Here is a 21,581-nt window from a genome sequence, read left to right as displayed (position 1 = left end):
TTCATTGGCCATTTTTTCGACATAATAAGTAGAAGGTACTGCTAGGTCGTACTGACTAGAGTCGTCAAGCAGTTTGAGCTTGGCATACATTGCCTCATTGGAGTCAAAGGTGGTGTAATTAACAGAAATACCTGTCTCTTCCTCAAAACCATCAAGAATCTCTTGTGGCATATACTCTGACCAGTTATACAGGTTCAGCGTCTCGTTACTCGCCGCAGCGCTACCATCTACTGCATTGTCAGAGTTGCTACAGCTGGCAAGAGCGAAACCGATCGCAGCCGTTAATAACACTTTTGGCATCACTTTTGTGGCAGGTCGTATCACATTTTTCGCTGCTGATTCAGATGATAATCGGGTCAAAATATTTCTCCTAAAAGGTAATATAAATCAGTATAAACAAGCATATTTATATCTTTATGGTCATGATTTGGGGGTATTTAAAGAGGGACTATAAAATTAGTGACTTTTGTTAATGACTCATCGCAGCATAGCGAGTTGAGTGAAAGTAGCGCTATAAAAATGGCTTGTGAATTATGCTATGATTGTTAGCCTTTATTCAACCATAAATGACGGTTCGACGATTGATAGCTATCAAGGACTATAAAACAATAAAGGATAAGATAATGACTCAGGCTCAAACCGCTATTCCTCATCTGCTCACTGATAAAGTCGCTATTGTCACGGGGGCAAGCCGTGGCCTTGGCGCTCAGATTGCGCAACAAATGGCAGCAGCTGGCGCAGTGGTTTGCGTAAACTATCTCGATAGTAAAGACGCTGCTGAACAGGTAGTAGCCGATATCGAAAAGGCAGGTGGACAAGCATTTGCGTATCAAGGCGATGTCACGGATTTGGCTCAAATGCAGGCCATGGCAGCCGAAGTCATTAAGCGTTATGGACGTATTGATGTGTTGGTTAATAACGCCTTGCCAAGCTACCAGTTTGATCCAAGTGCTGACTATACCAGTATTGAAACGGTTAAATGGACACATTTTTCGCAGCAAATGGATGGTATCGTGCAAGGCGCGGTTAATACGACGCAAGCAGTATTGCCACAGATGAAAACTCAGCAGATGGGTAAGATTATCAATATCTCAACCAACCTTGTCTACAATCCAGTGGTTACTTACTATGATTACACCACGGCTAAATCGGCACTGATAGGCTTAACGCGCAACCTTGCAAGTGAGCTTGGACAGTATGGTATTCGGGTCAACTTGCTGGCAGGCGGACTACTCAAAACCACTGATGCCAGTAGTTTAACGACCGAAGAGGTGTTTGACTATATCGCCACCACGACGCCATTACGTCAAGCGACTTCAGTGGCTGATTTTGCCAATTCAGTGTTGCTTATGTCATCTGATTTGAGCTTAGCTATTACCGGACAGTCCATTGCTGTCGATGGTGGTTTGACAATGCCTTAATAATGCTCCGAAACTTTTAGGCTGTGATTTGCGGCTTTATACCAGTTGCGCATCACGTTACAACGTATCGATTTTATCTGGTATCGACTATATATAAAGCTTTAAAAATGAGCAGATGAACCACTTAATAAGTAACTTGATTGAATTTGAAAGAGAAATGACATGAATAACCGTAAGCGTGCTGGGATTATTGCTGCATTGATTGGTCTAGTAGGCTTTATGGCGATGTTTAATGCAGGCTCGCCGACCTCTATTGTGGACTGGCCAGTTGAAACTTATATGGGCTTGGCCTTTACCATTGGTTGGTTAAGTAGCGTACCTAATTGGTTGGCCTATGTACTGGCAGCGCTGGTGCTTATATTAATAGTGGCAGGGTTTTATAAAATTGGTGGTTGGATATATAGTTTGATAACCCGTAAACGTTAGGTGCTGGCGTAGTATTGTCTTCAATGTATCTCTATTATTGTGAAATGACGGTACTTAATTAACCCTTACATATTATTGATTGGCGATAGGTTAGAGATATTCTAATCTATCGCTTTTTTTATTTTTAATAACAAGTTTTGATTAGCTGTAATTTTGGTATTACCAAATATTGCAAAAAATTTGTTTTATAGGCCAAAACTGTTTGTTTCTGTTTCTCAATTATGTTTCAATCGCAACCTTTTATCGATGTTTTCATACACTTTAAACTATCTCAACAGTATCTAACTTTTGAATGGAGCAATGCGCTATGCAAGGAAGTAATTCGCCAAATGGCAGTCCGCCACCCAATGATTTTGATGCAGCAGAACAAAACTCTCGTATGCAAAAGTTTTTGAGGGGCGTCGAGTGGCTCGGTAATTTATTACCGCACCCTGTTATTTTATTCGTTTGGATGTCGGTGCTGTTGTTGGTGCTCTCAGCGGTCATGTCATACTTTGGCGTGTCAGTGATTGACCCAAGACCAGAGGGTACCAGCGGACGTAGCGCTGATGGCATGATTGAAGTCGTCAACTTATTGAACGGTGAGGGCTTGGCTCGCATTGTTGAAAATCTTGTGACCAACTTTACTGGCTTTGTGCCGCTTGGTACGGTACTGGTCGCCTTGCTCGGTGTTGGTATTGCTGAACACTCTGGCATGATCTCAGCTGCGCTACGCGGTCTAGTCATGAATGCCCCTAAAAAGATGGTCACCTTTACTATCGTGTTTGCTGGCATCATGTCAAACACGGCAGCTGAGCTGGGTTATGTGGTATTAATACCACTGGCGGCAGTGATTTTCCACTCGCTAGGTAGACACCCTTTGGCAGGTCTAGCAGCAGCGTTTGCTGGGGTATCGGGCGGTTATAGTGCCAACTTGTTACTAGGCACAGTAGATCCTTTATTATCAGGGATTACCCAAGAAGCGGCGCGTATCATCGATCCGGCTTATATCGTTGGTGCAGAGGCCAACTGGTACTTTATGATCGCCAGTACCTTTTTAATCAGTGGTCTGGGTTACTTTGTCACTGAAAAAATCGTTGAGCCAAGCTTAGGGGAGTATAACCCCAAAGATGCTGATGATGCCTCGGTACTTGAGACGCAAATCGAAAAAGTATCGGCGCTTGAGAAAAAGGGTCTACTGTGGGCCGGTATCAGCATGCTCGTATTTTGCTTATTGCTGGCGTGGACAGTAGTGCCTGCCGATGGCATCTTGCGAAATGCGGAAACTGGTCTGGTATCAGGATCGCCATTCTTAAAAGGTATTGTGGTCTTTATTTTTGTATTCTTTGCGATACCAGGTTATATTTACGGGAAGATCACTGGCAGCATCAAAAGCAATCAAGACGTCGTCGATGCCATGAGTAACGCCATGAGCTCATTGAGTATTTATATCGTTTTGGTATTTTTTGCAGCACAGTTTACCGCGTTCTTCAAATGGTCAAACTTGGGCTCAGTAATGGCGGTATCTGGCGCGACTTTTTTGAGCGATATTGGCCTAACTGGACCTTTGCTGCTGGTTGGTTTTATCCTAATCTGTGGTTTGGTCAACCTCATGCTCGGCTCGGCATCAGCACAGTGGGCGGTGACCGCACCTATCTTTGTGCCCATGTTGATGCTCACAGGTTATGCGCCAGAGATGATTCAGGCAGCCTATCGTATCGGTGATTCGACCACCAACATTATCACGCCTATGATGAGCTATTTCGGTCTTATTTTGGCCGTGGCTATGCGCTATAAAAGAGACACTGGGGTCGGGACTTTGATGGCAATGATGTTGCCATACTCGATGGCCTTTTTGATTGGTTGGACAATCTTGTTCTCTGTTTGGGTATTTGTACTGGGTCTGCCTGTAGGGCCGGGTGCAGAGACATTTTATCCTGCTCAATGAATAGATTTAAAGGCTATATAGCTGCTAAATAATCATTAAAACTTAATGTTGTTTTGAAATTAAAAAGCCCTTATCAGTGTCTGATAAGGGCTTTTGTTTAGCCATTAAAAAAGCTATCGCAACGGTTTGGTCTGATTCCGTTCTATTTACGATGCTATCTTAAGCTGTTTAATCACCGCTTGTATTCCGTGCTCTTCAATCGTACCAGTGACGAAATCTGCACGCTCAATCAGAGCAGGCTGCGCATCGCCCATTGCTACCGCATAGCCGACCAAGTCAAACATCTCTAAATCATTAAATCCATCACCGAACGCCATACAATCGCGCGCGTCAATAGCAAAATGCTGGCACAGATCTGTGATGCCCCTTGCCTTGGATGCATTGACTGGTAGTATGTCTGCGCCAATATGATGCCAATGTACCAATTTTAATTCATCCTGAGCAAAGTCGATCTCTTGCATTTGGTCTTGTTGATTGTTAAAAAATACCGAACATTGATAGACCGTGTTTGACTTATAATACTCCGGATCAAGGATAGAGTTGGGCGTTATAGCATTGTATTCACGCAAACGCTCATTTTCATGTGACCAGGCAATGTGAGTCGCTGAGTCAAATTTATGAATAAGTTCACTTTTTTGGCACAGTAATACAATCTTGTCAGTCTGCGCATCTGATAACGGATAATGACTGATGATACTGTCTTTGTTAAAGCTGTATTGTCCATTCATACAGATAATAGCGTCCAACACGTCGGCATCAAGTAAGGCTAAGATATCAGGAGGTAAGATCGCTTTAGAACGTCCTGTCGAGATGACCAATTTGATATCGGTCTTTGCAAGTGCTTCAAGGGTTGCTTTGTTATGTTCGGCAATAATGCCTTTGCGACTGAGCGTATCATCGATATCAAAAAAAATAATTTTGGGGGTGGGTACTTCAGTATCGGGCCGTGCGCCGCTCGCTTTGTATTCAGTAAACATGGTTATCCTTGGTTTTTGTATTTTTTCTCTATCGTCTAGCTTATGTCATTTGGCTTTTTTTACAGAATATCATCTTAAACACTATTATACTGCTTTACCTGTTTGAGCCTGTAGAATAGGGTTCAATACTGTCTGAATACCTTGCTCTTCGATAGTGCCAGTGATGAAATCAGCGCGCGCCTTTAACTCGTCTTTACCATCACCCATTGCTACCGCAAAGCCAACCAAATCAAACATTTCTAAATCATTTAACCCATCACCAAATGCTATACAGTCGGCCGCATCAATACCAAAATACTGGCAGACGTCTAAAATTCCACGTGCTTTTGAGGCGTCAATAGGTAAGATATCACCGACAATCTCATGCCAGTGTACTAGCTTTAAATTCTGCTCAGCAAAGTTGACGTTTTGCATTTTGTCGTCTTGATTGTCGAAAAATACCGAGCACTGATAGACAGTGTTATATTTGCAATATTCAGGGTCAATAATGCTACAGCTTTTGATTTTGTCGTGATATCTGTCTTGCCACTCGTGCTCATCCGACCACACAATCTGCGATTCGGCATCAAACTTATAAACCAAATTGCTTTGTTGGCATAGCTCTGCAATGGTTGTAGCTTGTTCGCTTGATAATGGATAATCGCTGATTATGTATTGATTATTGAAGCTATATTGTCCATTCATACAGATAACCGCATCCAAAACATCCGCCTCGAGTAAGGCTAAGATATCAAGGGGCAAGATCGCTTTTGAGCGTCCCGTTGAGATGACCAGTTTAATACCTAAGTTTGATTTGGCGAGCGCTTCAAGCGTGGCTTTGTTATGCGGGGCAAACTCACCGTTACGGCTTAGGGTGTCATCGATATCAAAAAAGATCATTTTTGGGGTGGGGATAGTGTTATGCCTATCAGCATTCACAGCTTTATCTACAATAAACATGATTATCCTTTATATTTTAAACACTACTATGAATGGTGACCATATATCGCTTGATACTGCTTCTATAAGGGTGTTTTTCATTATGCGTTTCATTCTACATGGTAAGTAGTACGGCAGTACATAGGTTCTGACCAAGTTATGTAACATGTTGATTATTTTATTATTTGTAGGGGCTGTATATGCATATTCAAGGTTTGCAGACTCGAGCATGGCATTGATTTTTAGCTGTTAGACTATATTTATATTCTACATATTTATTTGAATAATTTAAGTATTTCTAATGAGCTTTTACGTTTTTTGGTAAATGCCTGTTTGGATAATAAAAGCATTAATTGAGCAAACGTAACTGGTAAACGTAATTCACAAGGATAAGGCAATGGATAAGTCACCTCAGAACATTACTATTAAGAATGTTGCTGTCAAAAATATAGCTGACGAAGATAGTGCTGTCAAAACAGTTGCAGATGAGGATTTGTTTAGCTTGTCACCGCGTCATCCCGATAGTCGGCTTGAGGCGGATTGGTTGTTCTTATTCAATAAGCTACCGCCAGATCAGTGGTTTAGCGCAGATTATGCCTACAAAACATCAGGCTGGCTAAAAGTACATACTAACATACGCAAGCGTCAACGCATCTTGACACAGATTAGTGAAGGTTATCAATCTGGCGAGTACGACTGGTCAGAGTATCGCTCACAGATACTGAAACGTATCAATATGCACGTGCTCAAACTGCACCAACATCATGGCGTTGAGGACGAGGGGTTTTTCCCTAAGTTTATTAGGATGTATCCACAGCTACAGGCAGGGTTTGAGATATTGGGTCGCGACCATGTGCGCTTGGATGCGCTACTCGATAAGCTGCAAGTACAAAATGATACGCTGGCGAGAAGTGAGGTTGAAGATAAAGTGCTGGCAGAGCAATTGCATCAAACCTTGGTAGATGCAACCGACTTACTTTCGCAGCATTTGACCGATGAAGAAGATCTGGTCATTCCGATTTTGGGGTTAAGGCAGGGTTAGGATTGGTTTTATCACTTGTAAGGTGCTTTCCATGCACCTTTTTTAAAAACTATTGTTATTAAAGGTCTTCATAACGTACTCTACTTCAAATGTCTTAATTCTGATAAAGAATCATGTTCAAAAACATCAATATTAGACTGTTAATTGCTCTTATCTCAATGATGGTAATACCATCACTCTATCAAACCGTTAGAGTAAATTTTCTCGGCGAGTTACCTAGTGACGCAGGAATTAATATTGCCAGTCAAATATTGTGGCTAAGTTTAATTTACGAGATAGCTCAGGAAGCATTGATATTACCCTTATTTTACCTTTTCGGTAAATCTCTATCTGATAAAAACGAGTTTGAAAATAAAGTTCAAACAGGGTTTATCGTTATTTTTTGCTTTATGTCTTTTTTATCTGCAATTTTATTCATCTATTCACAAAATATTGTGATTTTTATGGAGCAGTCTAGACAGATTGTTGAAGAAACGACTCGGTATATTCGATTAGAAACTATAGCTATCATGTTTGCAACGCTAGTCAAATATATGACAGTCGTTATTATCAGCTTAAACAAAGATAAGTACATTTATGGCTTGCTAGCGGTGCAGATGGCGCTGTCCATATTACTAGACAGCTTATTTTTTGGGCCTCTTAAGTATAGTCTAAATATGGGTGTTATCGGTATTGCTTTGACAAATATTATTGTCAATGTAGCTATTTTATTAGCCACCTATATCTCTATGCGACAATATGGATTGAAGCTTTTATCAGTCAATCAGATGTCATTTACATGGATGAAAGAGTGGTGGACGACAGGTGTATTTTCAGGATTAGAATCGCTAGTCAGAAATATTGCTTTCATAGTCATGATCATAAAAATGATTAACATGGTTGAGGAGCAAGGTAATTATTGGGTAGCTAATAGCTTTATTTGGGGCTGGTTGTTATTACCTGCTTTGGCATTATCCGAGCTGGTAAAAAGAGACGTTGGTACAGACGTAAATAACATAGCCAGAAACACAAAAGGCTATTTCTCACTAGGGCTAATATTTGTCGCTATATGGTGTATTACTATTCCATACTGGCAAAGCTTTCTTGCTAATGTTATGAATGTTCAGGACATAAAAACGGTGATGTATATTGTTGGAATACAGACAGTATTTTATTTTGTATTTATATTTAATAATAGTATTTTAGACGCGACTTTATATGGTTTAGGTAAAACGAACTATATGTTCTTTCAGTCGCTTTGGGTCAACATTGGCTACTATGGCACAATGTTTGTCTTATATAAACTAGGCGTATTCACACCGACGCTATTAAATATATGCTTGATGTTTGGGTTTGGTATATTGATAGACCTAATTCCGACTATTATCTTGTATAAGAAAGCGTTGCGTGAAAAAGGCATTAAAGTAATATGGTGATTTTGTCTTTTATTGGTGCGAGGAACGCACCCTACTCAAAAATTTATTTTCCTAATATTACCGATTTCCCACCCCGAAAAATTAATACCATCATCAACCAGTAAATTGTTATCATTAGGTTTGAATGGATTTACTCCTGACATGATGAGGCTCTTTATTTTATCTTTTTGTTCATCCGATATACCGCTCCACCACACAGGTGAAGTAAATGTATTTTCAGCAACTCCAAAGAAGAAACGAATCAACGCACTGAAAATTTTGTTTGGTTCTAAAGCTAATAATGAGTTAATAAAGCTTAACACTTTGGTAGAGTTTTTTGACCAACTGAAAACCACATACCCTTTACCATCACTAGAAAATGAATTAAAAACTAAGTGCTCAGCAACAATACTTAAGTCGCTTAAATCTTGGATTAAATTTCCATTAAAGTCATTTATAGGGGAAACAATTGAAGAAACAGCGACAGGCATAGGTGATGTTGAATCAATAATAAGATGGCTTAAATTGCCAACTGATTTTCCTAGGAGCTGATCATCAAGTTCAGATTTAAGCTCCGATAATTCTGAGAGAGCAGCATTGATCGCTTTCTGTTGATCTGCAACAAAATTTTGAATAGATAGTTGACCTAATAAATGCTTACCCTTATCACCATTTTTAGCAAACTCGGAGTTATTAAGTCCACCTTCTTTAGCATAAAGCTCTTTCGCTACTGAGCGATACATTAGGGCTAAGCACTGCTCGTCATCTCCAACAAACTCTCTATCTTCAATACAAGAAAAAAGAGACTTATCATGTTTTGAACAGAACCCCTTAAATGTGGATGCTTGATTAATGCCTATTTTTTCAGGAATTAGCTTTCCTTCATTTTTTATTATGTTTGCTAGGTTTATTTTTAGTCCAAAAACATGGTTACTTTCATCTGCAATTTCTTTCAGACTACTACTTTTTGAAACAGTATGAGCATTAATGATTTTTTTACTACACTCATGTTTTAAATCAGCAGGGGCATAACAGCACTTTCGTGAAGCGTTTTTCTGACTATAGCTAATAGCTTCGCCTTGGCTCACAGGAGTCTCATTCTCTCGCCCATAATGACAATGTTTAAATTTCTTTCCTGAGCCACACCAACACTTTTTGTTACGCCCTATTTTCATAAATTCCTATTCTTTTTAAGTTTACTGATAAGGCTAGCGCAGGCTGATTTTTCAGCCCAGCATTCAAAGCCCAACAACCATTCACCCAACCGCAACCGAACTAACATTCTGAAAGCCTCGTGGCAACTGTCCACCACGATTTCCACGACTGCCCGTATAGTTGGCAAGATCCATCGGTTTTAGCGTCACATGACGCTTACCTGCTGTAATAACTAAGCTGTCCTGCAAACTAAGTGGCGTGATAGCAAGTACTTCTTCATCATCTTTTAGCGTAATCATTTTATTGCCCTTTCCACGTGCCTGTTCTGGTAAATCATCTAAGGCAAAGATGAGTAGATATCCCGCATTGGTCACCACAGCGATGTGATCAGGAGTAGTGGTTGGCGCTGCGCTACCATTGGCTTGTACATCAGTATCAATCCGTGCAACAGGTAACAGCTTACTATTCGCTGATAGAGTGATAATTTTCTTACCAGCTTTCTGATTGCTATCAAGATTGCCAAGCATATTGACAAACCCATAACCTTGCGAGCTGGCAAGGACGATGCGCTGGTCATTAGCGCCCGTTAATAGCTGCTCGAAGCTAGCACCTGCTGGGGGTTTTAGCACACTGGTCAGCGGATCCCCTTGACCACGAGCAGAAGCAAGGTTGTGCGCATCAATACTATAGCTGCGACCGGTGCTATCAAGCACGTAGATCTTTTCGTTAGACTTGCCACGTGCATACGCTTGATAGCTGTCACCTGAGCGATAACTCATACCAGTAGCATCGACGTCATGACCTTTGGCAGCGCGAATCCAGCCAGCTTTTGATAGTATGGCAGTAATAGGCTCACTTGGCACCAGATCTGACTCTTTTAACGCTTGTGCCTCTTCGCGTTCTGCCAATGATGACATACGATCGTTGCCGTGTTCTTTCATGTCAGCGGTAAGCTCTTCAATCATCAGATTGGTCAAGCTGTCTGGATTGTCCAAGTACTCTTGAATAGTGGCGCGCTCAGCTGCTAGCTCGTCTTGCTCGCGGCGTAGCTCAATCTCTTCTAGCCTTGCCAGCTGACGCAGACGTATATCCAAGATAGCATTGGCTTGTATGTCAGTCAGATCATAGCCTTGCATTAACGATAATTTTGGATCGTCTTCTTCACGAATAATACGAATCACTTCATCGATATTGAGATAAGCAATCAATAATCCCGCGAGGATATGCAAGCGCTTATCGATTTTATCGAGACGATATTGCAAGCGGCGGGTGATCACTGAGCGACGACAGACTAGCCATTCGTCTAAAATCTCTTTGAGGTTTTTCACCTGCGGTTTACCATTTAGGCCGATCATGTTCATATTGACGCGGTAATTGCTTTCTAGATCAGTACTGGCAAACAAATGACTCATGACGCGCTCGACATCGACGCGGGTAGATTTTAGCTCTAGGACGATACGGCAAGCGTTTTCATGGTCTGATTCATCACGAATATCGGTAATCCAAGGCAGTTTTTTGTCCATCATGAGCTTAGCGATTTGCTCTTGGATTTTGTTGCCTGAGACTTGGTAGGGCAGTGCATCGATAATGACAAGATTTTTCTCTTTGCTATCGATATGATAGGTTGCGCGCATTTTATAGCTGCCACGACCGCTTTCATACATCGCCTGTAAGTCTTTTTTACTGGTGATGATTTCAGCAGGCGTTGGCAAATCAGGTGCTGGTATCGATTGGGTTAATTGTTTAACAGACAGATCTGGGTTTTTCAGCAAACGAATGGCTGCACGTACCACTTCATTAAGGTTGTGCGGCGGGATGTCTGTTGCCATACCGACGGCGATACCAGTCGTACCGTTTAATAAAATATTAGGCAGGCGAGCGGGCAGAGTAACGGGTTCTTGCATGGTGCCATCGAAATTGTCTTGCCAATCGACCGTCCCTTGACCGAGCTCTGTCAGCAGGGTATTAGCATAAGCAGACATTTTGGCTTCGGTATAACGCATGGCTGCAAAGGATTTGGGATCATCAGGGCTACCCCAGTTGCCTTGACCCGTGATGAGCGGATAGCGATAACTAAACGGCTGCGCCATCAGTACCATGGCCTCATAACAGGCGCTATCGCCATGTGGATGATATTTACCCAGCACATCACCGACGGTACGTGCAGATTTTTTGGCTTTGGCAGAGGACTTTAGGCCAAGCTCACTCATAGCATAGACGATGCGGCGCTGGACAGGTTTGAGGCCATCGGCAATATTTGGCAGTGCACGATCCATGATGACGTACATGGCATAGTTTAGGTAAGCTTGTTCAGTGAATTCCGCCACTGAACGGGTATCCATTGGCTCACTTGGGAGAATGGGAGCAATCGTATTATCAATAACATCGGACATAAAGTAGGTTTCGCTTCTGTGTTTTTAATTAGTATGGTTTGTATAGCACATATTATGTGCCGCACTGCATTGGCGCAAAATTAATATAAGAATAAGGTAGCGTTATCCTAAAGGATATTACATCAATTAAAAAGGGATAATCTAGAATAGACGACAGGTCATGACGTGCTGATATAGGCTGATATAGTAGTGCCCACTATATACGAGCTTACGATGCATACGTCGTCATGTAGTAATATTCGAGTAACATTATAGGAGAGTAACTCGCTATTTTATGCTAAAAATCGATGTAAAAAACGCTCAAATTTATCATGAATACTATTGATTTAATAGAGAATAATAAACGTCAAGTAACTTTGCGAACTCTGGTGCCAATATTTTGTATTGAGTAGTGTGTATAAAGTGTGTATGTTAAAGAACAAAGGGGTATTTACCACTGAATGCGTCAATTCATTAGGAGAAACAAGATTATGGATGATCAAGTCAATTTAACCCGTCGTAACGACAAAGTCTGGCTCAAAACTTATGAAGCGCTTGGGCTAACGTACGATATTGACATGCCAAGCGATGACACCTCACTGATTGATATCTTTGAGCAAAGCTTTCTTAAGCACGGCGATAAGACGGCATTCGTTTGCATGGGTTCTTCGATCAGTTTTAAAGAAGTAGACTTATATAGCCGTCAAGTTGCCGCTTATTTACAATTACTTGGGCTGGTCAAAGGCGATAAAGTTGCAGTCATGATGCCCAATATTTTACAGCTGCCCGTTACCGTCATTGGCGTACTGCGAGCAGGTCTCACCTTAGTCAATGTCAATCCACTATATACCACAAAAGAGCTTGAGCACCAGCTGACCGACTCTGAGTCTAAAGCCCTTATCTTGGTCGAAAATTTTGCCAAAACCTATCAAGATATTGGTCGCAAAGTAGTGGATCATGTCGTCATCACTGGCATGGGCGATCTGATGGGCACATTAAAAGGCCTGATGGTCAACACAGTCGTGCGTCATGTCAAAAAAATGGTACCGCCATACCAAATTGCCAACAGTGTTGAGTTTAAAAACATGCTCAAGCAAAGCTCGGCAGGTAAGTATCAGCGACCAAACAATATTAGTCTTAGCGACGTGGCTGTATTACAGTATACCGGCGGTACAACTGGCGTGGCTAAAGGTGCCATGCTAACGCACAAAAACTTAGTGGCCAATCTTATTCAGTCTGATACCTTTTTAGGTAGTGCTTTTGATGAGTTTGAGAGTAGTAACGAGCAGCCTGTCATCATGACCGCTTTACCGCTATATCATATTTTCTCTTTTACTGTATGCGGTATGTTTGGGATTTATCGCGGTTGTATTGGCTTACTGGTACCCAATCCACGTGACATTGATAGTTTATTAAAAGCTTATAAAAACAACCCGCCGGCATTTTTTCCAGCAGTAAATACTTTGTTTAACGCACTGGCTAACAACGATGAGTTCAAGTCGATGGATCATAGTAAGCTGCGCACGTCGATGGGCGGCGGAATGGCAGTCCTTAGCTCAACGGCAGAAAAATGGCGTCAGGTGACGGGCAATATTATCGTTCAAGGTTACGGGTTGTCTGAGACGTCACCAGTTGCAACGGCCAATCCACATAATAGTGCTACGTTCACAGGCAACATTGGCGTACCGATGCCAGGTACTGACGTTGCTATTTTAGATGAAGCGGGTAATGAGCTTGAGCTGGGTGAGCGCGGCGAGATTAGCGTTCGTGGCCCGCAGGTTATGAAAGGCTACTGGAATCGCGATGATGCGACTCGTGAAGTGATGACCGATGATGGCTTTTTTCGTACTGGCGATATTGGGATTATGGATGAAGAAGGCTATGTCACCATCGTTGATCGTAAAAAGAACATGATTTTGGTTTCAGGCTTTAATGTTTATCCGAATGAAGTCGAAGAAGTGATGGCTGGTCATCCAAAGATTTTAGAGTGCGGTGTCATTGGTGTTGAGGATGAGAAGAGTGGCGAAGTTCCAAAAATATTCGTCGTACGCCAAGATGATAGCCTTACTAAAGAAGATGTTCTTGCCTACGCTAAAGAGCATTTGACTGGCTATAAACGCCCACGTCATGTTGAATTTATTGATGAGCTACCAAAATCGAACGTTGGTAAAATTTTGCATAAAGACTTGCGTAAGCTTGAAGAAGCAAATCAGGCATCTTAATATTCGATATTTGAATGCGGTTTGAGGATTTGGCTGTCATAGAATAGATAGCGGATGTTTAAACAAGACTATTTGTATGGATAATGGTGAGACTGTATAGAGACGGTCTCACCATTTTTATTGAGAACTAGTTGCAGTATGCACAATAATGAGCGCATTATGAGTCGCTGTTATTTATAAGCCACTATCACGAGAAATATTCTAATAAAGGGATATAAGCGCCTTCTATACACACTTATAGAGAGTTTTTTGCAAAACTGTTATAGTACGGACGCATACAATCAGGTGGACATTGGTTATTATTGTCTGGTTTTTAGTGACTTTGTGTTCACAAATAATGATTTATAAACCCAATACTTTTATCATTATTATATTATTCTACGTTTTTAATTGTAGTACTTAGGAAAAGTTATGACTGACCATGCCAACAACAGCGGTACTAATAAAAACGCGCCAGACCAAGCGTCTGTCACTGATGGTAATGACCATGCGCATAAAAACGAACAAATGATGTCGGATATGACAGCGTTTCCTACGATGCCAACCATTCCAAGTGATAGACCATGGCTTGACGCTTATGAGCGTTATGGTATCGATGCAACTATCGATATGCCTGATGATGAGACCTCTTTGCTTGAAGTGTTTGAACGTAACTTTCGTCGTTATGGACAAAAAACTGCTTACCTCTGTATGGGCGCATCCATTACCTTCAAACAATTGGATCTTTATAGCCGCCAAATCGCAAGCTACTTACAATCATTGGGATTGGATAAAGGCGATAAAGTTGGCGTCATGATGCCAAACATTTTGCAGTATCCGATCGTTATGCTCGGTATCATTCGTGCCGGTATGGTATTGGTCAATGTCAATCCACTATATACCAGTCGCGAGCTATCACATCAGCTACATGATAGCGGGGCCAAAGCATTATTCATCGTTGAAAATTTTGCCAAAACTTATCAAGACGCTGAAGATAAAGGCCAAGTAGAGCATGTGATTGTCTGTAAGATTGGTGACATGCTGGGCTCAGTCAAAGGGAGGGTGGTCAATCTAGTTGCACGCCATATCAAAAAGATGATTCCAGCGTATAATTTGCCTAATAGCACAAGCTTTAAACAAGCGCTAGGAGCGGTATCTGCCAGCAAATATAAGCGTCCCGACTTATCATTGGATGATGTGGCGTTGTTACAATATACTGGCGGTACGACAGGTGTGGCGAAGGGTGCTATGCTGTCACATGGTAACTTAGTTGCCAACATGCTACAGATCAGCGTGCTTATCAATAGTGCTTTTGAAGATGACATCAATAGCGACGATGTGATCTTGACCGCTTTACCGTTGTATCATGTGTTCTCATTTATGGTCTGCGGCATGTATGGCATGTATCAAGGTTTTACAGGCCTATTAATACCGAATCCGCGCGATTTAGACGGTTTGATCAAAGAGATGGATAAATATAAACCATCATTTATTCCTGCTGTAAATACCTTGTTTAATGGCTTGGTGCATAAAGACAGCTTTGCCAAATTAGATTTTTCCAATCTTAAAGCAGCTATTGGCGGCGGTATGTCAGTATTGCCAAGCGTGGCAAAAGAGTGGCATAAAATCACAGGTCTGCCTATTGTAGAAGGTTATGGTCTATCGGAAACCTCGCCCGTGGTCGCTTTTAACCCGATGACTATTGCAGAGTTTACAGGCAAGATTGGTATTCCAGCATCTAGTACTGATATTGTACTAATTGATGAAGAAGAAAACGAAGTCGCTATTGGTGAGCGCGGTGAGATTTGTGTCAAGGGGCCACAGGTGATGATCGGCTACCAAAATCGTCCTGATGAGACAGCCAACACCTTCACAAAAACCGGTTACCTAAAAACAGGTGATATCGGTATCATGGACGAAAAAGGCTTTATCAAGATTGTCGATCGTAAAAAAGACATGATCATTGTCTCAGGCTTTAACGTCTATCCGAACGAGATTGAAGAGGCCATGAGTGAGCACCCAGACATTGTAGAGTGCGGTGCCATTGGCATACCGAGTGATGAGCGCGGTGAAGATCCCAAATTATTTGTGGTCAAAAAAGGTGATGTCACTGAAAAAGAGCTGCTCGACTTCGGTAAAAAGCAGTTAACTGGCTATAAGCGTCCGCGTCATATACAGTTCGTCGATGAGCTGCCAAAATCAAACGTTGGTAAAATTTTGCGTAAAGAGTTACGTAAAATGGAAGGGCTAGAATAGAGTAAAATGAGCATTGGTGGTAGTACTCACTTTACTCTCACTGTGTTTTTTGTCAAAATCACCACGTAATAACAAGTACTTATATTGCTATTGCGTGGCTGTCACGTTAGGATATCTCAAGTTTTAGGTCTGCTACTTTGCATCTTATCTGATTGTTGAGTACTTTTTGATGGGTTACTAAGCACAGCCAACCAACCAAAAAGTCATTAGCAGACCGCTATACTTATTTTATACCACTGCTTTTATAACATCGTCTTAGGGAATTTTATGCGTATTGATAACCGTGAGCTTGACCAACTTCGCTCGATCAGCTTTGAGCGCCACTATACCAAACATGCCGAAGGGTCAGTATTGGTTAGTTTTGGCGATACCAAAGTGTTGTGTACGGCAAGCGTCGAATCAGGGGTTCCACGTTGGTTAAAAGGCAAAGGTAAAGGTTGGATTACCGCTGAATACGGCATGTTACCGCGCGCAACCAACACTCGCAATCAGCGTGAAGCCGCCCGCGGTAAGCAGTCTGGTCGTACTCAAGAGATTCAGCGTCTCATCGGTCGTAGCCTACGTGCCATGATTGATCTTAGTAAGCTTGGCGAAAACACCATTTATCTTGATTGTGATGTCTTGCAAGCTGATGGTGGCACGCGCACGGCTAGTGTGACTGGTGCTGCTATTGCTCTAATCGATGCGCTTGAGAGCATTCAAAAGACCAAAAAGCTAAAAGCAGATCCATTGATTGGTCTAGTCGCTGCAATCTCTGTCGGTATGAAAAATGGCGAAGCTTATCTAGATCTAAACTACGAAGAAGATGCCAGCTGTGATACGGATCTAAACGTCGTCATGACGCAAAAGGGTGAGTTCATTGAGCTGCAAGGTACTGCTGAAGAAAAGCCGTTTACCCGTGCACAAGCTGATGATATGTTAATACTGGCTGAAAAAGGTATTGCTGAGCTTATCAAAATGCAGCAAACGGCGCTTGGCTGGTAGATTTTTTATAAGAAGTATCTAATATAAATTATAAGCAACTGTTCAACTCAATATATAAATAACTGATGTGTTTATTCGTCAATGGGTAGCAATCGATAGGTAATAATGCATGTTAAAGCTAACCAATGACGGTGCCAAGATTACCTTACACGGCCAGCCACCCGCAGGGGATAATGGACTGTTTTGGTTTGGGTCAGCGTTATTAATTGGTGCCGTAGCAGTGGCATTGGCAATGAGTATATTGCCGGAGCGCCTAGCGATTGGCGCGCTGGCTTTTTTGATTGTAGGCAGTTTTATCTTTAATCGAAAACGACAACAGCGTAAAAAATCTATGAGCGGCAATATCAGTAGCGGTGTCTTATGGGTACGTGTAGGCGAGCTGGTACACGATAATAACGGTCGACGCGACCATATTACTCTAAGCGATGGTGATAAAGTTACCTTGTTTGGCGAGCAGCTCCAAATTGTTGATACAGATAACGTACGTAAATACCATATCAGTGGCTTCGATACTGTCCAAGAAGCGCAAGCGACCAAAGCGATATTAGAAGGACAAGCCCTCAATAAGCGTCATGTTAATATTAAAATGAACGGGGATTAAGCCTTTTATTAAACGATTTATCAAATGATTTTTAATCAGCGATTTTTAAAAAAAGCCATCTGTAAATAGATGGCTTTTTCTTTATTATTTTTTTACAGACCATTTCCAATCTACCTTTTATCTTGCTTTTTGTACCTTTCATCATTTAAAAGTGTTGAATAAAGCTTGCAGCCTCTTACCTAAATGGTTTATAACTAAAAACTAAGGCGTGTTGAATATTCATCAACACTATTGCTGTCTTAAAAGGAGCTGGTCATGCCGCTATCGTCGGTTATTACCTCAGATAAAATAAATTTATATAAAGCTAAAATGTCATTGTATAAAGCATTGTGGTATCAAGTGTTGTCTACTCAAGCCAGCACTGTTAAAAAGTTTCCTATAGGGCCTTCTTTCATAAAAAGAACCTCTATTAGCGCGCTGTTGTTACTGTTGAGTAGTGCAAGTTACGTGCATGCCGATAGTATGAGCGATCTTATCGCACAAAAGACAGCTCAACCTAATCTGGCAGTACCGAGTGCTAAAATAAATACACGCTCGACCATCCAGCGTACTCGTACCAACTATTCAACCATTAACAACACGAGTCGCTTTAACGCTCAGCCGACACCCAATACGCATGCCTACAATCAGCCGCCGCAAAATACATCCGGATCAAAGTCATTTTATCGCTATCCGAAAATACAACGGCAAGTACCTGCTGTCTTGCCTGCATTTTTATCAGGTAATTACGATAACGTCGATAGTGAGTATCTGCCACTGCTGAGCAGTGCTGAAAATCAGAGCAGTACGGCTGCACGAGAGGTGATTAGTACGGCACGTAAGATGGCACTGAACGAGCGTGCTATCATTCAAGGCGGCTGCTGGGATTATCTAAATGAGGTATTTAAGCGAGCAGGGGTCACCCGTGACACTGTACATAAAGGCGCTTATAGACAAGGCCCTTATGCCAATAGTAATGAGATTGAGATTGGTGATTGGCTTTATTATATCAATCATGGCTACAACGGGGTCGAACATAGCGGGCTGTTTGTCGGCTGGGTCGATGAAGCGGCCAAGCAAGCGCTGATACTCAGTTATGCTGGGGAAAATCGCCGCGAACCTGCGCGCTACCGTGTTTATGATTTGAGTAATGTATATCAAATCATGCGTCCAACTATCTAAGTAGCCCAACTATCTAAGTAGTACATGCAATATCTTTCAAATACTAAAAAACGCCCGTGACTGATAGAGGTTACGGACGTTTTTTAGCGTTTAGTAAAAAGCGCTGTTCATTTGACTAAAATTTATAAATAAGCCTAGAACGGTTTGACGACCACTAAGATGACGATAATGACCAAGGCAAAGACTGGTATCTCGTTAAACCAGCGCCAAAATTTATGGGTTTTGTAGTGGGGGTTACCAATCAGTTTTTTTCGATAAAAACCACATGCGCCGTGGTAGGCTGACAATAAAATCACCAAAAAAATCTTCACATGTAGCCAGCCTTGGGTTTTATATACTTCCCAGCCAAGCGCTACCATCCATAGACCCAAAATCCACGTCGCTATCATTGATGGGGTCATGATACCGCGATATAGCTTACGCTCCATCACAATAAAACGCTCTTGACTGATCAAATCATCACTCATAGCATGATAGACAAAAAGCCTTGGCAGATAAAAAATCGCTGCAAACCAGCAGACCATTGCAACAATATGTGCCGCTTTAATCCAATTAAAATAATCTGGCATAGTTTTTCTCTTGTTCTCTCGTCAATACTTTTATACGTCATATATAAACGCGGGCAAGCTTAACGCAGATTAATGGGTAATGGTAGCAGCACATCGTAAAGACAAGCTCTATTCTGCCAGCACCACTTGCGATTGATGTCCACTCATCGCATCCATAACAGGCACTTGCTTAGGTGCTCTTGGTGCTGCAATTTGTGCAGTCAAGCCAAGCTCTCGCATAAGCCTGTTATCATTAGACTGGCTAGCATTGCCTGTCGTTAATAGCTTATCACCATAAAAGAATGAATTGGCACCTGCCATAAAGGCCAAAGCCTGCTCAGCGTCGGATAAGCTTTCGCGTCCAGCAGATAGACGTACATAGCTGCTCGGACAGCAGATACGTGTTACCGCAATCGTGCGAATCCATTCCAGCACCGATAGCTCACCCTCTGCCAGTACTTTATCACCGATTGGAGTGCCTGCGATCGGGACGAGCAAGTTAACAGGAATAGATTCGGGTGCTTTGGGCATTTTAAGTAACTCATGTACCCAATCTATGCGATCATCACGGCTCTCACCCATACCCACAATATTGCCGCTACAGACATTGATACCCGAGTCGCGTACGTGCGTTAGTGTATCGAGCCGCTCATCATAGCTACGCGTACTGACTACTTCTTCGTAGTAACGGCGCGAGGTGTCTAGATTGTGATTATAATAATCCAATCCTGCATCAGCCAATCGAGCGGCTTGATCAGGGTTTAGCATACCAAGCGTCATACAAGTCTCAAGGCCCAAGCTTTTGACTTCTTTGACCAGCTCGACCACATAAGGCATGTCTTTGGCACTCGGATGCTTCCATGCAGCACCCATACAAAACCGCGATGAGCCACTGGCTTTAGCGCGTTTGGCCGCTGCAATCACCTTATCAACTTCTAAGCGTTTTTCTGCTTGAAGTTTGGTTTTATCCCGATGGTGACCTGACTGCGAACAATAGCCACAATCTTCAGGACAGTTGCCTGTCTTAATGGATAATAAGGTGCTAATTTGCACTTCATTAGCCTCGAAGTTTTGACGGTGGATGGTTTGTGCTTGTAATAATAGATCCATCAGGGGTAGATCAAACAGCTGCGCAATGTGTTCACGACTGTATTTGACTGCCGAGGTATTTGTTGCTGTGGTTGCGCTGCCCGCCGACCGTAAGCTGGATGTGGAATGCGAGTCAATGTTAGTATTATTGTTGGTTTGATGGTTAGGTTCTTGGATAGAAAGCAGTCCTGCCATGGGTTAAGTCCTTTCAAGATAAGATGAGACAAAATCAGATAAGCTAGAATAGTCATCTGATAATAAGACAATAAAAAAGGTTGCGATAACCGTAGTATACCGCAACCTTTTCATAAAATCAGAACGCTATTAACAACATTAACAGATAGCGTTTAAAGACAGGCTAATGGCCATAACCTTGTAAATACAGACTGTCTTTTTAACGGTACCATGTATTATTTACCGACTTTGTGCTTAGCGACACCAATCCAATGATTGGCAAATTGCTGCGCTTTATAAGCATAAGGTTTTGCTTTTTGGATGTAAGGTTTATAGTCTTCTGGAATAGTAGGGACGATGTGTTTGGCAAGCTTATTGAACCACATCATTAAGCTGTAATCACCTTCTATACTTAAGTTACCTTCTTGAACTGCTGTCATAAAGGCGGGCAGATTGCCTTTAGATAACAGTTTAACCCCGGTCATTGAGTCTTTAAAGTTAATCGTCAAATCTGGCGCGTCAGCATGACCACTACGCTGACTAAACGTCCCATTATCAAAGTCAAAATGACGCGCAACGTTTGCTTCCACACTAGCGATTTCGATGGTAACTTTACGGTCAGCCAAAAGCTTTTTGATATCTTCATCATCACTGTCAGCAAGCATAGACAAGCGATAGCCAACCACAGCCAACATCACGTCTAAAGGGTCAGATTTGATATCTAATACAGGAATAGTAAACATAGTCAGTCTCCTAAAATAAGTATAACAATAAGTGTAAAAAATGTAGGATTACAATAAAAGTAACTTTATAAAGTAGCTTTATATTGGTTTGTACTACAATTTGTAGGTAGAGTATAAACTATCTTCTACCCTTAATACTTTAGTAGTTGCGTAGAAGGCATTAGATATCGTGTAACAATACCTTGAATCAAA

17 protein-coding genes and 1 pseudogene are annotated in these 21,581 nt (G+C 41.8%); 10 read left to right on the top strand and 8 right to left on the bottom strand.

Translation table 11 applies throughout. The annotated features are described in order from the left end of the window. Positions 1 to 360 (bottom strand): annotated as a pseudogene (gene potD / locus ACS8FB_RS08530) (spermidine/putrescine ABC transporter substrate-binding protein PotD); the annotation flags it as partial. Between the two features lie 263 nt (positions 361 to 623). On the opposite strand from potD, the gene ACS8FB_RS08525 reads away from it, so the two are divergent. From ACS8FB_RS08525 to ACS8FB_RS08515, 3 genes are all read left to right on the top strand, one after another. Beyond that, entirely contained in the window at positions 624 to 1,421 is a 798-nt protein-coding gene (locus tag ACS8FB_RS08525) for a 3-oxoacyl-ACP reductase (RefSeq protein WP_439262127.1), read from the top strand. Positions 1,422 to 1,583: 162 nt separating this feature from the next. Beyond that, on the top strand, positions 1,584 to 1,847 hold the full coding sequence (locus ACS8FB_RS08520; RefSeq protein WP_439262125.1) for a hypothetical protein: 264 nt from the start codon (positions 1,584 to 1,586) through the stop codon (positions 1,845 to 1,847). Between the two features lie 307 nt (positions 1,848 to 2,154). After that, entirely contained in the window at positions 2,155 to 3,774 is a 1,620-nt protein-coding gene (locus ACS8FB_RS08515; RefSeq protein ID WP_439262123.1) for an AbgT family transporter, read from the top strand. A 146-nt stretch (positions 3,775 to 3,920) separates the two neighbouring features. Here the strand turns inward: ACS8FB_RS08515 and ACS8FB_RS08510 are convergent, their stop codons facing one another. Both ACS8FB_RS08510 and ACS8FB_RS08505 read right to left on the bottom strand, forming a co-directional pair. Beyond that, entirely contained in the window at positions 3,921 to 4,751 is an 831-nt protein-coding gene (locus tag ACS8FB_RS08510; protein WP_439262121.1) for a Cof-type HAD-IIB family hydrolase, read from the bottom strand. Between the two features lie 84 nt (positions 4,752 to 4,835). Further along, positions 4,836 to 5,690: an HAD family hydrolase gene (locus ACS8FB_RS08505; protein WP_439262120.1), complete on the bottom strand. Its 855-nt coding sequence runs from the start codon at positions 5,688 to 5,690 to the stop codon at positions 4,836 to 4,838. Positions 5,691 to 6,066: 376 nt separating this feature from the next. Between ACS8FB_RS08505 and ACS8FB_RS08500 the strand changes: the two genes are divergently transcribed. Together ACS8FB_RS08500 and ACS8FB_RS08495 are read left to right on the top strand one after the other, a co-directional pair. After that, positions 6,067 to 6,711, top strand: a complete 645-nt coding sequence (locus tag ACS8FB_RS08500; RefSeq protein ID WP_439262118.1) for a hemerythrin domain-containing protein — start codon at positions 6,067 to 6,069, stop codon at positions 6,709 to 6,711. Positions 6,712 to 6,824: 113 nt separating this feature from the next. After that, entirely contained in the window at positions 6,825 to 8,126 is a 1,302-nt protein-coding gene (locus ACS8FB_RS08495; RefSeq protein WP_439262117.1) for an MATE family Na+-driven efflux transporter, read from the top strand. 35 nt (positions 8,127 to 8,161) lie between these two features. Here ACS8FB_RS08495 and ACS8FB_RS08490 read toward each other — a convergent pair whose 3' ends face one another. Further along, positions 8,162 to 9,280 carry an SEC-C metal-binding domain-containing protein gene (locus ACS8FB_RS08490; RefSeq protein WP_439262115.1) on the bottom strand — a complete coding sequence of 373 codons (1,119 nt, stop codon included), beginning with the start codon at positions 9,278 to 9,280 and terminating at the stop codon, positions 8,162 to 8,164. Between the two features lie 81 nt (positions 9,281 to 9,361). Next, the gene (gene parC, locus ACS8FB_RS08485) at positions 9,362 to 11,653 is read right to left on the bottom strand and encodes a DNA topoisomerase IV subunit A (RefSeq protein ID WP_439262114.1); all 2,292 of its coding nucleotides are present in this window, start codon (positions 11,651 to 11,653) and stop codon (positions 9,362 to 9,364) included. A gap of 470 nt (positions 11,654 to 12,123) precedes the next feature. Between parC and ACS8FB_RS08480 the strand changes: the two genes are divergently transcribed. From ACS8FB_RS08480 to ACS8FB_RS08460, 5 genes are all read left to right on the top strand, one after another. After that, positions 12,124 to 13,854: an AMP-binding protein gene (locus ACS8FB_RS08480; protein WP_439262112.1), complete on the top strand. Its 1,731-nt coding sequence runs from the start codon at positions 12,124 to 12,126 to the stop codon at positions 13,852 to 13,854. A gap of 510 nt (positions 13,855 to 14,364) precedes the next feature. Then, the gene (locus tag ACS8FB_RS08475; RefSeq protein ID WP_439262146.1) at positions 14,365 to 16,089 is read left to right on the top strand and encodes an AMP-binding protein; all 1,725 of its coding nucleotides are present in this window, start codon (positions 14,365 to 14,367) and stop codon (positions 16,087 to 16,089) included. A gap of 267 nt (positions 16,090 to 16,356) precedes the next feature. Further along, complete coding sequence (gene rph / locus ACS8FB_RS08470) at positions 16,357 to 17,073, top strand: ribonuclease PH (protein WP_439262110.1); 717 nt, start codon at positions 16,357 to 16,359, stop codon at positions 17,071 to 17,073. 109 nt (positions 17,074 to 17,182) lie between these two features. Then, positions 17,183 to 17,674, top strand: a complete 492-nt coding sequence (locus ACS8FB_RS08465) for a hypothetical protein (RefSeq protein WP_439262108.1) — start codon at positions 17,183 to 17,185, stop codon at positions 17,672 to 17,674. 255 nt (positions 17,675 to 17,929) lie between these two features. Continuing rightward, positions 17,930 to 18,835, top strand: coding sequence for a hypothetical protein (locus tag ACS8FB_RS08460; protein ID WP_439262106.1), 906 nt, complete (start codon positions 17,930 to 17,932; stop codon positions 18,833 to 18,835). A 134-nt stretch (positions 18,836 to 18,969) separates the two neighbouring features. On the opposite strand, the gene hemJ is transcribed toward ACS8FB_RS08460, so the two are convergent. The 3 genes from hemJ to ACS8FB_RS08445 form a co-directional block, all read right to left on the bottom strand. After that, the gene (hemJ, locus tag ACS8FB_RS08455) at positions 18,970 to 19,404 is read right to left on the bottom strand and encodes a protoporphyrinogen oxidase HemJ (protein ID WP_439262104.1); all 435 of its coding nucleotides are present in this window, start codon (positions 19,402 to 19,404) and stop codon (positions 18,970 to 18,972) included. Positions 19,405 to 19,512: 108 nt separating this feature from the next. After that, positions 19,513 to 20,667 (bottom strand): biotin synthase BioB, encoded by a 1,155-nt coding sequence (bioB, locus tag ACS8FB_RS08450; RefSeq protein WP_439262102.1) that lies wholly within the window; start codon positions 20,665 to 20,667, stop codon positions 19,513 to 19,515. A 215-nt stretch (positions 20,668 to 20,882) separates the two neighbouring features. After that, entirely contained in the window at positions 20,883 to 21,389 is a 507-nt protein-coding gene (locus ACS8FB_RS08445) for an SCP2 sterol-binding domain-containing protein (protein ID WP_299217876.1), read from the bottom strand. Positions 21,390 to 21,581: the final 192 nt, after the last annotated feature.

The sequence above is a fragment of the Psychrobacter sp. 1U1 genome (assembly GCF_051847535.1).
Taxonomy (GTDB): domain Bacteria; phylum Pseudomonadota; class Gammaproteobacteria; order Pseudomonadales; family Moraxellaceae; genus Psychrobacter; species Psychrobacter saeujeotis.
This window is presented reverse-complemented; position numbering and strand designations above follow the sequence as displayed.

Bases quoted from the DNA above. Each gene is read 5' to 3' on its own strand.
- ACS8FB_RS08525 (WP_439262127.1), top strand. From the start codon at position 624: ATGACTCAGGCTCAAACCGCTATTCCTCATCTGCTCACTGATAAAGTC.
- ACS8FB_RS08520 (WP_439262125.1), top strand. From the start codon at position 1,584: ATGAATAACCGTAAGCGTGCTGGGATTATTGCTGCATTGATTGGTCTA.
- ACS8FB_RS08515 (WP_439262123.1), top strand. From the start codon at position 2,155: ATGCAAGGAAGTAATTCGCCAAATGGCAGTCCGCCACCCAATGATTTT.
- ACS8FB_RS08510 (WP_439262121.1), bottom strand. From the start codon at position 4,751: ATGTTTACTGAATACAAAGCGAGCGGCGCACGGCCCGATACTGAAGTA.
- ACS8FB_RS08505 (WP_439262120.1), bottom strand. From the start codon at position 5,690: ATGTTTATTGTAGATAAAGCTGTGAATGCTGATAGGCATAACACTATC.
- ACS8FB_RS08500 (WP_439262118.1), top strand. From the start codon at position 6,067: ATGGATAAGTCACCTCAGAACATTACTATTAAGAATGTTGCTGTCAAA.
- ACS8FB_RS08495 (WP_439262117.1), top strand. From the start codon at position 6,825: ATGTTCAAAAACATCAATATTAGACTGTTAATTGCTCTTATCTCAATG.
- ACS8FB_RS08490 (WP_439262115.1), bottom strand. From the start codon at position 9,280: ATGAAAATAGGGCGTAACAAAAAGTGTTGGTGTGGCTCAGGAAAGAAA.
- parC (WP_439262114.1), bottom strand. From the start codon at position 11,653: ATGTCCGATGTTATTGATAATACGATTGCTCCCATTCTCCCAAGTGAG.
- ACS8FB_RS08480 (WP_439262112.1), top strand. From the start codon at position 12,124: ATGGATGATCAAGTCAATTTAACCCGTCGTAACGACAAAGTCTGGCTC.
- ACS8FB_RS08475 (WP_439262146.1), top strand. From the start codon at position 14,365: ATGTCGGATATGACAGCGTTTCCTACGATGCCAACCATTCCAAGTGAT.
- rph (WP_439262110.1), top strand. From the start codon at position 16,357: ATGCGTATTGATAACCGTGAGCTTGACCAACTTCGCTCGATCAGCTTT.
- ACS8FB_RS08465 (WP_439262108.1), top strand. From the start codon at position 17,183: ATGTTAAAGCTAACCAATGACGGTGCCAAGATTACCTTACACGGCCAG.
- ACS8FB_RS08460 (WP_439262106.1), top strand. From the start codon at position 17,930: ATGCCGCTATCGTCGGTTATTACCTCAGATAAAATAAATTTATATAAA.
- hemJ (WP_439262104.1), bottom strand. From the start codon at position 19,404: ATGCCAGATTATTTTAATTGGATTAAAGCGGCACATATTGTTGCAATG.
- bioB (WP_439262102.1), bottom strand. From the start codon at position 20,667: ATGGCAGGACTGCTTTCTATCCAAGAACCTAACCATCAAACCAACAAT.
- ACS8FB_RS08445 (WP_299217876.1), bottom strand. From the start codon at position 21,389: ATGTTTACTATTCCTGTATTAGATATCAAATCTGACCCTTTAGACGTG.